Annotated in this window: 12 protein-coding genes and 1 pseudogene; 5 read left to right on the top strand and 8 right to left on the bottom strand. The window is 73.6% G+C overall.

Annotation, left to right across the window (positions count from 1 at the left end):
- Positions 1-361 (top strand): annotated as a pseudogene (locus ABZ193_RS33080) (LysR family transcriptional regulator); the annotation flags it as partial.
- On the opposite strand, the gene ABZ193_RS33075 reads toward ABZ193_RS33080, so the two are convergent.
- From ABZ193_RS33075 to lysA, 3 genes are read right to left on the bottom strand one after another with little or no spacing between them, the layout of a single operon-like run.
- Positions 256-639 (bottom strand): VOC family protein, encoded by a 384-nt coding sequence (locus ABZ193_RS33075; protein WP_354712651.1) that lies wholly within the window; start codon positions 637-639, stop codon positions 256-258. The pseudogene ABZ193_RS33080 and the gene ABZ193_RS33075 overlap by 106 nt on opposite strands.
- A gap of 17 nt (positions 640-656) precedes the next feature.
- The gene (locus ABZ193_RS33070; protein WP_020420624.1) at positions 657-1100 is read right to left on the bottom strand and encodes a heme-binding protein; all 444 of its coding nucleotides are present in this window, start codon (positions 1098-1100) and stop codon (positions 657-659) included.
- Positions 1101-1123: 23 nt separating this feature from the next.
- The gene (lysA, locus tag ABZ193_RS33065; protein WP_354712650.1) at positions 1124-2440 is read right to left on the bottom strand and encodes a diaminopimelate decarboxylase; all 1317 of its coding nucleotides are present in this window, start codon (positions 2438-2440) and stop codon (positions 1124-1126) included.
- A 150-nt stretch (positions 2441-2590) separates the two neighbouring features.
- On the opposite strand from lysA, the gene ABZ193_RS33060 reads away from it, so the two are divergent.
- Complete coding sequence (locus ABZ193_RS33060; RefSeq protein WP_020420622.1) at positions 2591-3094, top strand: OsmC family protein; 504 nt, start codon at positions 2591-2593, stop codon at positions 3092-3094.
- On the opposite strand, the gene ABZ193_RS33055 is transcribed toward ABZ193_RS33060, so the two are convergent.
- The 4 genes from ABZ193_RS33055 to ABZ193_RS33040 all read right to left on the bottom strand — a co-directional run bounded on the left by ABZ193_RS33055 (position 3049) and on the right by ABZ193_RS33040 (position 6923).
- On the bottom strand, positions 3049-3969 hold the full coding sequence (locus ABZ193_RS33055) for an ABC transporter substrate-binding protein (protein ID WP_237338545.1): 921 nt from the start codon (positions 3967-3969) through the stop codon (positions 3049-3051). The genes ABZ193_RS33060 and ABZ193_RS33055 overlap by 46 nt on opposite strands.
- A 222-nt stretch (positions 3970-4191) precedes the next feature.
- Positions 4192-4671, bottom strand: coding sequence for a pyridoxamine 5'-phosphate oxidase family protein (locus ABZ193_RS33050; protein ID WP_020420620.1), 480 nt, complete (start codon positions 4669-4671; stop codon positions 4192-4194).
- Positions 4672-4740: 69 nt separating this feature from the next.
- Positions 4741-5487, bottom strand: coding sequence for an IclR family transcriptional regulator C-terminal domain-containing protein (locus ABZ193_RS33045; protein WP_354712649.1), 747 nt, complete (start codon positions 5485-5487; stop codon positions 4741-4743).
- Positions 5484-6923, bottom strand: a complete 1440-nt coding sequence (locus tag ABZ193_RS33040) for an APC family permease (protein ID WP_354712648.1) — start codon at positions 6921-6923, stop codon at positions 5484-5486. Before ABZ193_RS33040 ends, ABZ193_RS33045 begins: the two co-directional genes overlap by 4 nt.
- Positions 6924-7165: 242 nt before the next feature.
- On the opposite strand from ABZ193_RS33040, the gene ABZ193_RS33035 reads away from it, so the two are divergent.
- Together ABZ193_RS33035 and ABZ193_RS33030 are read left to right on the top strand one after the other, a co-directional pair.
- A complete protein-coding gene (locus tag ABZ193_RS33035) occupies positions 7166-8566 on the top strand; it encodes an APC family permease (protein WP_354712647.1) in 1401 nt (466 codons plus the stop codon).
- Positions 8567-8577: 11 nt separating this feature from the next.
- Complete coding sequence (locus ABZ193_RS33030) at positions 8578-10494, top strand: primary-amine oxidase (RefSeq protein ID WP_354712646.1); 1917 nt, start codon at positions 8578-8580, stop codon at positions 10492-10494.
- Here ABZ193_RS33030 and ABZ193_RS33025 read toward each other — a convergent pair.
- Positions 10415-11419: a LysR family transcriptional regulator gene (locus ABZ193_RS33025; RefSeq protein WP_020420615.1), complete on the bottom strand. Its 1005-nt coding sequence runs from the start codon at positions 11417-11419 to the stop codon at positions 10415-10417. The genes ABZ193_RS33030 and ABZ193_RS33025 overlap by 80 nt on opposite strands.
- 99 nt (positions 11420-11518) lie before the next feature.
- Between ABZ193_RS33025 and ABZ193_RS33020 the strand changes: the two genes are divergently transcribed.
- Positions 11519-12793: a citrate:proton symporter gene (locus tag ABZ193_RS33020; RefSeq protein WP_020420614.1), complete on the top strand. Its 1275-nt coding sequence runs from the start codon at positions 11519-11521 to the stop codon at positions 12791-12793.
- Positions 12794-12795 lie beyond the last annotated feature (2 nt).

The following is a 12795-nucleotide window of genomic DNA, read 5'->3' as shown; positions in this document are numbered from 1 at the left end:
GGCCGCGACCGTCGGCGACATGACGGTCGCGGCCGAGGCCGGGGACCGGGGCGTGGTGCTGCCGATGGTGCTCAAGGGCATCGGCGCCGGGCTGATGCCGGACGGCTGGTCCGACCTCGCGGTGCGGGCGGGCGCGGACGTCTACCGGTTCGACCCGCCGGAGCGGCTGCCGCAGTGGCTGGTGCACCGCGGCGGCCCGGTGACCGCGGCGACGCGCGCGTTCATCGACACCACGCTCGGGACTGCCCAGGCCGGTCAGGACTCCATGGCGGCCCGGTCGGAGTCGCTGCGGAGCACGCAGAACTCGTTGCCCTCGGGGTCGGCGAGGACGGCCCAGCCGGACCCGTCGGGGTTCCGGTGATCGGCGACGAACGTGGCGCCGAGGCCTAGCAGCCGCGCCACCTCCTCGTCGCGCGAGGTCTTCGGGCGCAGGCACAGGTGGATCCGGTTCTTGATCGTCTTGGGCTCCGGCACCTGGTTGAAGTGCAGCACCGGACCCTCCGCGAGCAGCACCTGCGTCTCCGGCTCCCCCGGCCGGTCGTCCGGGTGGAGCGGACGGCCGGTCACCGCGCTCCAGAACCGGGCCAGCTCGTAGGCGTCCGCGCAGTCGATCGCGACGTTCTGCAATACCGAGACCATGCGCCGAGCTTCCCCGATCAGCCGGGGTCGCGGCGCAGCAGGTCCTCCTGCCAGCGCTGCACGGCGGTGCGCACGGCCTCGTCGTCCTCGCGGGCGTGACCGCCGGAGGCGCCCGCGGCGCCGAGGACCACGTCCCCGTCGGTGACGAGGACCCCGCCCGCGAACGGGACGTAGTCGCCGTCGTAGAGGTGCTGGATGCTGCCGACGATCGCGCCGGGCAGCTCGAGCGCCCCGGACGGCCGCAGCGTGAGCAACGCGGTGCGCGCCTTGGCCACCGCGATGCGGCTGGTCATGGGCATGCCGCCGTCCGCCCGCCGCAGCGCGATCACCTCGCCGGCGACGTCGAGGACGGCCACCGCGAGTGGCGGGAAGCCCCGCTCCGCGGCGACGCCCAGCGCGCTGTTCACCAGCGCATCGGCGTCGGCGAGCCGGAGTCCGGGGAGGCGAGGGGTGTCGTTCATGATCTTCAACGTAGCCCGCCCGGTCAGCCGAGGTCGCGGCGCAGCAGGTCCTCCTCGGTTTCGCGGCGCACGAGCACGCGCGGTGCGCCGTCGGCCACGGCGACCAGCGGCGGACGGCCCACCAGGTTGTAGTTCGAGGCCAGCGCGTGGTGGTAGGCGCCGCTCACCGGTACCGCCAGCAGGTCGCCGGGGCGGATGTCGGCGGGCAGCGGCACGTCCTCGGCCAGGACGTCGCCGGCCTCGCAGTGCCTGCCCGCGATAATCCACGGGCGGCGCGGCGCCTTGGTGTGCCGCCCGACGAGCCGGGCGGTGTAGCGCGCGCCGTACAGCGCCGGGCGCGGGTTGTCGCTCATGCCGCCGTCGACGGCGACGAACCCGTTCTTCACCGCGGCCACCCGGTACAGCGTGATCCCGGCCGTCGCGACGAGCCAGCGGCCGGGTTCCAGCACCAGCCGCGGCACCGGGAGCCGGTGGCGGTCGCACTCCTGGCGCAGCGTGCCCAGGATCCGGCGGGCGGCGCCGGTCAGGTCGAACGCCTGCTCGCCGGCGCGGTAGGGGACCGCGAAGCTGCCGCCGAGGTCGAGCTGGTCCAGCGTCACCCCGTGCCGCTCGCGGACCTCGGCCAGCAGCCCCACCATGCGGCGCACGGCTTCGGCGTAGGCGCCCGTGTCGCGCACTTGCGAGCCGAGGTGGCAGTGCAACCCGGCGGCGCGCAGGCCCGGCTGGGCCAGGACCTGCCCGACGGCGTCCAGCGCGGCGCCGGAGGCGAGGGAGAACCCGAACTTCTGGCCTTCGACGGCGGTGGCCAGCGCGCGGTGCGTGTGCGCGTCGACGCCGGGGGTGACCCGCACGAGGACCCGCTGCCCGGCGGGGGCGAGCGCGGCGAGCTGGTCGATCTCGTCGGCGGAGTCGGCGACGATCCGGCCGGCGTGCGCGGTGAACGCGGCCTTGAGGTCCTCCGGGGTTTTCACGTTGCCGTGCACCAGGATCCGCTCGCCCGGCACGCCGGCCGAGCGCGCCATGGCGATCTCGCCGGCCGAGCACACGTCCGCGCTGAAACCCAGCACCCGGAGCACGCCGCGCACCGGCAGGGCCTTGGTGGCGAAGGCGATCTCGGCGCCGGGGAACGCGGCGCGCAGCGATTCGGCGCGGCCGCGGACCTCGGTTTCGTCGAAGACCTGCACCGGCGTGCCGAACCGCGCGGCGAGCCGGGTCAGGCGCACGCCGCCGCAGGTGAGGTCGCCGCCCTCGGCGAGGCGGGTGGTGCGCGGCCACAGGCCGGGTTCCAGCGGCGGTTCTCCGGCGAGCCCCACACTGGGCAGCACCTCGGCGAGTGTCATGACGTCCTCCTTCGGTTTCCCTGCACCGAAGGAAATCTCCGTGGCGGGCCGCGCGGACCCCGGGCTGACGCGGCGATGACACGCGCGGGCCCGGTCTTGATCCGGCCTTGACACCGGCGTGAGCCCGTTCACGCGGTCATACTGGCGGGCATGGACGCAGGCGAACTCAGGGAACTGCAGGCGCCGCTCAAGGAGCGCTACCGGGAGGACCCGGCTCAGGCGCTGATCACCTTGCGCGCCAACGCGGAGCTCGACGGGCTGGGCATCTCGTGCAAGGTGGAGACCGGGCGGGCGGTGGTCGAGGCGGGCCTGCACCCGGCCACCGGCGGCGACGGCAGCCTCGCGTGCTCCGGCGACATGCTGCTGGAGGCGCTGGTCGCGTGCTCCGGGGTGACGCTGCGGGCGGTGGCGACCTCGCTGGGGCTGGAGATCCGCGGCGGGACCGTGCGGGCCGAGGGCGACCTGGACTTCCGCGGCACGCTCGGGGTCGACAAGTCCGCGCCGGTGGGCTTCCAGGCGATCCGGTTGTCGTTCGACCTCGACACCGACGCGTCCGAGGAGCAGCTCGCGACGCTGCGCAAACTGACCGAGCGGTACTGCGTGGTGTATCAGACGTTGCGGACGCCGCCGGAGATCGAGGTGCGCCTCGCCTGACCCGGCTCGACGGTCCCGATGCCGTGCAGCACGTGCGCGAGGATCTCCGCGCCGCGCACGACGCGCGGGCCGGGGCGGTTGAAGTAGGACGGGCCGTCGAGGATCCACACCTGCCCGGCGCGCACGGCGGGCAGGTCCGCCCAGCCCGGCCGGCTCGTGAGCAGGCCGAGTTCGGCCTCGGTGCGCTCCGGCGGCAGGCCGCAGGGGAGCAGGAGGAGGACGTCGGGTTCGGCGGCGGCCACCGCGGCCCAGTCGATGGCCTTCGTGTGCTCGCCCGGCCGGGCCAGCAGGGGCTCCCCACCGGCGGCGGCGATCTGTTCGGGCACCCAGTGCCCGGCAGGCCAGACCGGGTCGAGCCATTCGATCGCGGCGACCCGGGGCCGGGGCAGGTCCCGGGTCCGCTCCCGCAGGTCCGCGAGGCGGGTGAGTAGTTCCGCGTGTTTCGCGTGGGCGACGTCCGGCACGCCGAGGACGTCGCCGAGCAGCAGCAGGCAGTCCAGCACCTCGGCGAGCGTGCGGGGTTCGAGGCTCAGCACCCGCGGCCCGGCGTCCATCATGCGGACTGCGTCGGTGACCCGGCGGTAGGACACCGCGCAGACCTCGCAGAGGTCCTGGGTGAGCACGACGTCGGGCCGGAGTGCGGCGAGTTTCGCCGCGTCGAGGGCGTAGAGCGCGGAGCCGGCGTGGGCGCCCCCGACGGCCTGCGAGATCTCGCGGCTGCTCATGGCGGTGTGCAGGCCGCTGCCGGTGACGACGGGCACGTCCTCGACGCCGGGCGGCCAGTCGCACTCGTGCGTCCGCCCGACCAGCTGCCCGGCCAGCCCCAGCTCGGCCACCAGATCGGTGGCGGCGGGCAGCAAGGAGACGATCCGCACGCTGCGAGCCTAGGCGGGATCGCCGCCCCGGCGCCACGGGCGCACTGCCGGAGCGTGCGGCGGCTCTTCGCGGACGCAGCAGGGCCAGCCGCGTGGCACCCTAGCCTGGATTCCAGGTGGACTCGTGGCCGCTGGAGCGGTGCTGCTGCCCCGACGTCGGCGCGGGCCGGGTGGTCATGACCGCCGGTGGGCGGGGCGCATCCCCCGGCGCCGGCTGAACCGTCAGCCCTGGCGGGAGGCGAGCAGGTCCTCCACCGCCTTGGGCAGCGTCGTCTCGAAGTCGAGCAGCTTCGCCCAGTCCGGTTCGATCGTGATGACCACCATCTGCTCGTACAGCGCCCGCACGCCCTGCTCCCAGGACTCGAACACCTCGGCGGGCGTCACCTTCCGGGACGCCTCGATGTAGGCGTCGGGGACGCCGTCGACCAGTTCCAGGCGTGCGGTGCCGCGGATCAGCAGCACGCGCGGGGGCCACGGGTCCATGCGGTCGATGGTGATCGCCACGCGCGGGTTGCGGCGCAGGGCCGCGACCTTCGCCGACTTCGGCACGGTGGCCATGACCAGGTGCTCGCCGTCCCACCAGAACCCGATCGGGATCACCCGGGGCTCGCCGTCCAGTCCGTCGTACGCCAGCCGCGCGGGGATGTTCGACTGCAGCAGCTCCCGCGCGATCGGCTTGGCCAGTTCAGCGGTGACATCCATGTCCGTCTCCTCCGGTTTCCGGGGTGTGTCAGGCCGGGGACGGAGCCGCTTCCGCGTTCTCGACATCGCTCACGCGAGAAGTGGCGCCAATTGCCCGGCGTGGTCGCGCACCAGCGCCACCAGCTCGGCGTTCGGCTCGGCGACCCGTTCCGCGGGCCCGCTCACCGCGAGCCCGGCGACCAGCTCGCCGGTGACCACGTCCCGGATCGCCACCGCCAGGCAGCCCTTGCGTTCCAGCAGCTCACCGCACTGCCGGGCCAGCCCGTCGCGCGCGACCGCGGCGAGTTCGGCGTCCAGGCGGTCGGCGTCGACGATCGTCCGCTCGGTGAACGACCGCAGCTCCCGCACCACCGCGCGCCAGTCGGCCTGCTCGGCAAGCAGCAGTTTGCCCAGCGCGGACACGTGCGGGTAGCGGGCGAGCAGCGCCCCGTCCGACGGCGGGTGGTCCGGGTCCGGGTCGACGAGCGTCAGCCGCCCGGTCCGGTAGGACGCCAGGTGCACACCCCACCGCACCCGCTGCCGCAGGTGCTCCACGATCGCCCTGGCCGCCGCGGGCGGCCGCACCGGCACCGGGGTCGCCAGCCGCCCGGCGCGACGCCCCAGCGCGAATCCCCGCAGGTCCGGCAACCGCACCAGGTACTCCTCGCCGACGAGCAGGTTCAGCAGCCGGTAGGTCGTCGCCGGTGGCAGTTTCAACGCGGCCGAGATCTCCTTCGCCGTGACCCCCGGCCCGGCCGCCGCGACCTCCTCCAGCACCGCCAGCGCGCTGCGGACCGCCTTCGGCTGGCGGCCGGACAGCGGCGTCTCCGGGCTCACCGCTCGCCGCCAAGCAGGTCGGCCTCGGACGTCTCGTCGTAGATCCCGACCCGCGCCAGGTCCCGCGGCCGCCGCCGGCGCAGCCAGGCGAACCAGGCCAGGCCGGCGAGCGCGCACAGCCCGAACACCGCCGGGTACGGGCCGCCCAGGTTGTCGGCCGTGAACACGACCAGCGCCGCCAGCAGCGCGGGCGCGGTGATCGCGCCGACCACCAGCGCCCCGCGGGTCAGCTCGCCGATCCGGTGCAGGAACACCGGCGCCGCCACACACACCAGCAGGTAGGCCACCAGGTAGCCGAACACCGCGACGTTGAGCAGCGTGACGAACACCGACGTGGTGCTCATCCCGGCGGCCATCAGCACGACCGGCACGACCGCGACCGGCGGCAGCACGGCCAGGATCGCGACGTGCGGCGTCCGGTACCGCGGGTGCGTCCGGCCCAGCGCGGCCGGCGCCACCCCTTCGCGCCCCATGGACAGCAGCACCCGCACCAGCGCGTTGCCGGTCGCCAGCGTGCACGCCAGGAACGACGCCGCGATGCCCAGGTCGAGCAGGTAGGACAGCCACGGCAGCTGCTGCAGCGCGGCCAGCGTGCTGACCGGCTCGGCCTGCCCGGCGAGCCCGCCCGGCAGCCCGCCCAGGCCGATGACCTGCGTGTACGCCGCCACCAGGTACAGCACGCCGCACAACGCGGCCGTGCCCTGCACCGCCCGCGGCACGGTCCGGAACGGCCGCCGGGCCTCGACCCCGTACGACGCCGCCGCCTCGAACCCGATGAACGCGCCGAGCGCGGGCAGCACCCCGGCCGCGATCCCGCCGACGCCCCGGTCCGGCGCGGCAGGCGCCAGCCCGGGGCCGACCCTGGCCAGCAGCAACCCGAACACGACCAGCATCAGCGAGATCGACACGGCCTCGGCGACGAGCACCACCGTCGCCGACAACCGCACACCCCGCAGCACGCACGCCGTCGCCAGCCCGCCCAGCACCAGCACGAGCACCGCGACCAGCCCCCAGCCCAGGTCCAGCCCGGCGCGCCGCAGCAGGTCCTGCAGGTAGACGCCGGACCCGGTGAGCGCGGCCATCGTCAGCAGGCCGTAGCCGATCAGCAACGCGCAGCCGCACGCGAACGCCGCGGCCGGGCCGAGCCCCTTCGCCGTCAGGCTGTACAGCGACCCGGCGGCCGCCATGCGGCGGGTGAACTGCGCGATCCCCAGCCCGATGAGCAGCGCGAGCACGGTCGCGACGACGAACGACCACAGCACCCCGGTCCCGGCCCCTGCCGCGGCGACCGCGGGCGCGGCCGCCATGGCCGCCGACGGCGCCGCGGCCGAGATCGACTGCGCGAACACCTGCAGCGGACCGAGGTTGCGGCGGTCGAGCCCGGACATCGGGGACTCGCGCCGCAACGGCGGCAGCACCCGGGGTGGCACGGACATCCGGCATTTCCTCCTCTGTGGACGGTAACCCGGCACTGTAACTCCGGGGTTACGACCGAGGACATGGCCGCGCGCGTCAAATGAGAAAAACACCGGAGCCGTTCCCGCGTTGGGAGAACGCCACCGCGGGACTTCCCGGCGGCGGAGACCGGGGTTTGACCGGCGGCTGACGGCGGCGCAACGTTGCTGCTCAACGCTGTGCAGCCGTCACCGGAAATCCCCGCTGAGTCCCCGGAGGTCTCATGGATACGCCACGGTCGCTGACCGGTTCACTGGGCGCCGGCTCCATCGTCTTCATGGTCGTCGCGGCCGCCGCGCCGCTCACGGTGGTCGCCGGCAGCGTGCCGCTGGGCGTCGCGCTCGGCAACGGCGCCGCCTTCCCCGCCACCTTCGTGCTGTGCTGCGTGGTCCTGCTGCTGTTCGCGGTCGGGTTCTGCGCGATGAGCCGCCACGTGCCCAACGCGGGCGCCTTCTACGCCTACGTCCGCGAGGGTCTCGGCCGCGCGCCCGGCCTCGGCGCGGCGTTCCTCGCCCTGGTCACCTACACCGCGGTGCAGCTGGCCGTCTACGGCTACCTCGGCGCCGCCCTCGACGGGCTGGTGCAGCACTACGGCGGCCCCGCGCTGCCGTGGTGGGTGTGGTCGCTGGCCGCGCTCGCCGTGGTCGGCCTGCTCGGCTACCGGCACATCGAGCTGAGCAGCAAGGTGCTCGGCGTGCTGCTGCTGTGCGAGGCCGGGATCGTGCTGGTCTTCGACGCGGTCGTCACCGTGCGCGGCGGCGATGGCGGCCTGTCGACGGCGTTCCTGCAGCCGGCGCAGATCGGTTCCGGCTCGGTGGGCATCGCGATCATGTTCGCCATCGCCAGCTTCATCGGGTTCGAGGCCACCGCGGTGTTCCGCGACGAGGCCCGCGACCCGGCCCGCACGATCCCGCGCGCCACCTACCTGTCGCTGCTGCTCATCGCCGGGTTCTACACGCTGTCCAGCTGGGCGGTCGTCTCTGCGTGGGGCGACAGCGCCGCGGTCGAGCAGGCCGGTGCGGACCCGGGGAACATGCTGATCACCACGGTCGGCCGCTACCTGGGCACCGCGGGCGCCGACGTCGTGCAGGTCCTGCTGATCACCAGCCTGTTCGCCGCGCTGCTGTCGTTCCACAACGTCATCGCCCGGTACGCGTTCTCGCTCGGCAACTCCGGCGCGCTGCCCGCCGCCTGCGGCCGCAGCCACCACCGGCACGGTTCGCCGCACGTCTCCTCGCTCGCGCAGTCGGTCAGCGCGGTCGTGCTGATCGCGGTGTTCGCCCTGGCCGGGATGGACCCGGTCACCCAGGTGTTCTCGTGGATGGCCGGCACCGCGACCCTCGGCGTGCTCGTGCTCATGACGCTGACGTGCTCGGCTGTGGTGGTGTTCTTCCGCCGCACGCGGGTGGACCGGCGCGCCTGGCACACGTTCGCCGCGCCGGTGCTCGGCCTGGCCGGGCTGGGCACGTGCCTGGTGCTGACCGTGCTCAACTTCCCGACGCTCATCGGCGGCTCGTTCGGCCTGGCCGCCGTCATCTTCGCCGTGCTCGCCGGAGCGTTCGCCCTCGGGGCCGTGCTCTCGGCCGTCCTGCGCTCGCCCGCCACCGAACCCGCCATCGCCTGAAAGGATCGCCGATGACACTCGCCGAAGAACGCACCACCACGACGCACCCGCTCGACCCGATGACCGAGGACGAGGTCCGCGCGGTCCGGGAGGTGCTCAGCGCCGCCGGGCTGCTGGGAGAGTCCGTCCGGTTCGCCTTCCTGGCGCTGGAGGAGCCGGGCAAGGCCGTGGTGCGCGCGCACCGGCCGGGCGACGAGGTGGACCGCCGGTTCCGGGCGATCCTGCTCGACCTGGCCGACGGCTCGTCGAAGGACGTCGTGGTGTCGGCCACCCGGTCCACTGTGGACGAACTGCGGGAGATCGACCCGGTCGCCGACGGCCAGCCGCCGATCATCGACACCGAGTTCGAGCTCATCGAGGACATCCTCAACGCCGAGCCGCGGTGGACCGATGCCCTGCGCAAGCGCGGCCTGGACCCGGCCACCGTGCGCGCGGTGCCGCTGTCCGCCGGTTCCTACGACCACCCCGGGGAGACCGGCCGCCGCGTGGTGCGGGCGCTGGGCTTCCAGCAGCTCCACGAGAAGGACCACCCGTGGGCGCACCCGGTGGACGGGCTGGTCGCCTACGTCGACCTCACCGCCCGCGCGGTGACGACCGTCATCGACCACCGCGAGCTGCCGGTGCCGCAGGAGCCGGGCAACTTCGACGACCCGGCGCAGACCGGGCCGCACCGCACCACGCTCAAGCCGATCGAGATCACCCAGCCGGACGGCCCGAGCTACGCGGTCGAGGGCAGCCGGGTGCGATGGGAGAACTGGGACCTGCGGATCGGCTTCAACGAGCGGGAAGGCCTCACCCTGCACGAGATCTCGTTCCACGAGCGGCCGGTGCTGTACCGGGCGTCGGTGGCCGAGATGGTGGTGCCCTACGCCGACCCGTCGCCGGTGCGGTTCTGGCAGAACTACTTCGACTGCGGCGAGTACATGTTCGCCCGCTACACCAACTCGCTGGAGCTGGGCTGCGACTGCCTCGGCGAGATCCGCTACTTCGACGCGGTGGTGGCCGACGACCTGGGCGAGCCGCGCACCATCCGCAACGCGATCTGCATGCACGAAGAGGACTTCGGCGTGCTGTGGAAGCACAGCGACATGTTCGCCGGCTCCCACGAGACGCGGCGGCAGCGGCGGCTGGTGGTGTCGTTCTTCACCACGATCGGCAACTACGACTACGGCTTCTACTGGTATTTCTACCTCGACGGCACGATCGAGCTGGAGGCCAAGGCCACCGGCGTCACGTTCACCTCGGCCTACCCCGCGGAGGGGCACGAGTACGCCACCGAAATGGCGCCCGGCCTCGGCGCGCCCTACCACCAGCACCTGTTCTGCGCGCGGCTGGACGTCAGCGTCGACGGCGACCGCAACGCCGTGGACGAGGTCGACGCGGTGCGGGTGCCGGTGAGCGAGGCCAACCCGTACGGCAACGCCTTCCGCGAGGCGCGCACCCGGCTGACCCGTGAGTCCGAAGCGGCGCGGGCGGCCGACAACACCCGCGGCCGGGTGTGGCACATCGTCAACCCGGAGCGGCAGAACCGCTTCGGCCGCAACCCGGCTTACGTGCTCTACCCGGAGGGCCAGCCGACGCTGCTGGCGGACGAGTCCTCGTCGGTGCACGCGCGGGCCACCTTCGCCACGAAGCACCTGTGGGTGACCCGCTACTCCGACGCCGAGCGCTACCCGGCCGGCGACCTGGTGAACCAGAACCCCGGCGGCGCCGGGCTGCCCGCGTGGACCGCGGCCGACCGGGACATCGACGGCGAGGACATCGTGCTGTGGCACACCTTCGGGCTGACGCACTTCCCGCGCCCGGAGGACTGGCCGGTGATGCCGGTGGACTGCACCGGGTTCAAGCTCAAGCCGGTGGGGTTCTTCGACCGGAACCCGACGCTGGACGTGCCGCCGTCGACGGGCGGTCACTGCCACGGCGGGTGAGCCAGCGCGTGTGAGCCGGCAGGCCGTCGCCGCGGTCCCGGGCCTGGAGGAGGGCCTCGGTGAACGCGGCGACGGCCCGCGGGCGCGGCCGGGACGGGTCTCGGACCAGCGCGACCGTTCGTTCGGCGCGCGGCCCGTCCAGCGGCAGGCTGCGCAGCCCGGCGAAGGCGACCAGTGGCAGCACCAGGCCGGGGATCGCGGAGACGCCCAGTCCGGCGGCGGCGAGCCCGGCGACCGCGGCGATGTTGCGTGCTTCGATCGTGTGGCCGGGCGCGACCCCGGCCTCGGCGAGCGCGTGGTCGACCAGCGGGCGGATGCTGCTGCCGGGGGAGAAGGCGATGAACGGCTCGCCCTGGATCCGTTGCCAGGACAGGGTTTCCGCGTCCGCGAAGGGGTGGCCGGGCGGAAAGACGCAGCAGCACTCGTCGGCGGCCAGCGGCTGCACCTCCAGGTCGTCCGGGGCCTCGCCGACGACGGTGACCGCGAGGTCCACCGCGCCCGAGCGCACCCGGGCGAGCACCTCGTCCGACAGGCAGTCCTCGATGGACAGTTCCACGCCGGGCCATTCGTGGCGGTAGCGGGCGATGACCGGGGGCAGCAGGATCGCCGCCAGCGACGGCAGGGTCGCCACCCGGACGTGCCCGCGGGTGCCGGCGAGGAATCCGGTGAAGTGCCGCAGCCCGGCGTCGAACGAGGCCAGCACCTCGCGCGCGATCCGGGTGAACTCCACGCCCTCCGCGGTCGGCACGAGCCGCCGGGTGGTCCGCTCGAACAACGCCACACCCACCTTGCGCTCCACCTCGGCGACCGTGCGGCTCAGCGACGACTGGGCCAGGTGCAACCGCTGGGCGGCCGTGGTGAACCCGCCCGCGTCGGCCACCTCGACCACGGCCCGGAGCTGCTGCACCGTCAGATCCATGCGCATGGTGCATGAGTCTATGCCGAACTCTTGTTTGACCTCGATAGCTGTGATGCCGCAGAGTCGGCAGACGTCACCGTCGACAGCGCACTGGAGGTCCCCGAGATGCTTGCCCTGGCGGGCTTTCTGACGATCGGCGTGTTCCTCGCCGGGGTGCTCTCGCGCCGCGTCTCGGTCCTGCTGGCGCTGACCGTCGTCCCGGTCGTCGCCGCGCTCGCCGTGGGCGCGGCCCCGCGGCTGGGCGAGCTGATCGGCAAGGGGCTCACCACCGTCGCCCCGGTCGCGATCATGATCACCTTCGCGGTCCTCTACTTCTGCCTGATGATCGACGCCGGCCTGTTCGACCCGGCCGTGCGGCGGATCCTGCGGTGGGCGGGCGGCGACCCGCTGAAGATCACGGTCGGGACCGCGGCGCTCACCGTGCTGGTCGCCCTCGACGGCGACGGCGCCTCGACGTTCCTGATCACGGTGTCCGCGCTGCTGCCGATCTACCAGCGGATGGGGATGCGCCGGCTGGTGCTCGCCGGGGTCGTCGCGCTCGGCGCCGGGGTGATGAACCTGGTGCCGTGGGGCGGGCCGACCGCGCGGGCGATGGCCGCGCTGAACGCCGACAGCGGCCGCATCTTCCTGCCGCTGCTGCCCGCGATGCTGGCCGGGATCGCGTGGGTGCTCGTCGCCGCGTGGCTGATCGGCCGCGCCGAGCGCAAGCGGATCGGGGTGCTCGACCTGGACGGCCCGGCCGCCGCCGTGGAACGCACGCGGGCCGAGCGTGTCCGGTACTGGGCCAACGTCGTGCTCACCCTCGCGCTGGTGGCCGCCCTGCTGGCCCAGGTGGCGAAGCTGGAGGTGCTGTTCGTCGGCGCGTTCGTGCTCGCACTGCTGATCAACCGTCCGAAGTGGAGCCAGCAGCAGGAGCTGTTCGAAAAGCACGGGCACAACGTGGTGCTGGTGACCACGATGATCTTCGCCGCCGGGGTGTTCACCGGGATCCTGTCCGGCACCGGGATGATCGAGGCGATGGCGCGGGCGCTGGTGAGCGTCGTGCCGGACTGGGCGGGCGGCGCGCTGCCGGCGCTGACCGCGTTGACCGGGATGCCGCTGAGCCTCGTGTTCACCCCGGACGCCTACTACTTCGGCGTGATGCCGGTGCTCGCCGAGACCAGCGCCGCGCTCGGCGGCGACCCGGCCGAGATCGCCCGCGCCGCGCTGCTCGGGCAGATGACCACCGGGTTCCCGCTCAGCCCGCTGACCGCGTCCACGTTCATCCTCGTCGGCATGGCGGGCGTGGACCTGGGCGAGCACCAGCGGTTCGCCTTCAAGTGGGCGTTCGGGACCACCGTCGTGATGACCGCCGTCGCCCTGGCCGTGGGCGCGATCTGAGG

Origin of the sequence: Amycolatopsis sp. NPDC006125 (assembly GCF_040614195.1) — a bacterium.
GTDB classification, from domain to species: Bacteria; Actinomycetota; Actinomycetes; order Mycobacteriales; family Pseudonocardiaceae; genus Amycolatopsis_E; species Amycolatopsis_E tucumanensis.
Note: the sequence above shows the minus strand (reverse complement) of the source record. Positions and strands in the feature narration are given on the sequence as shown.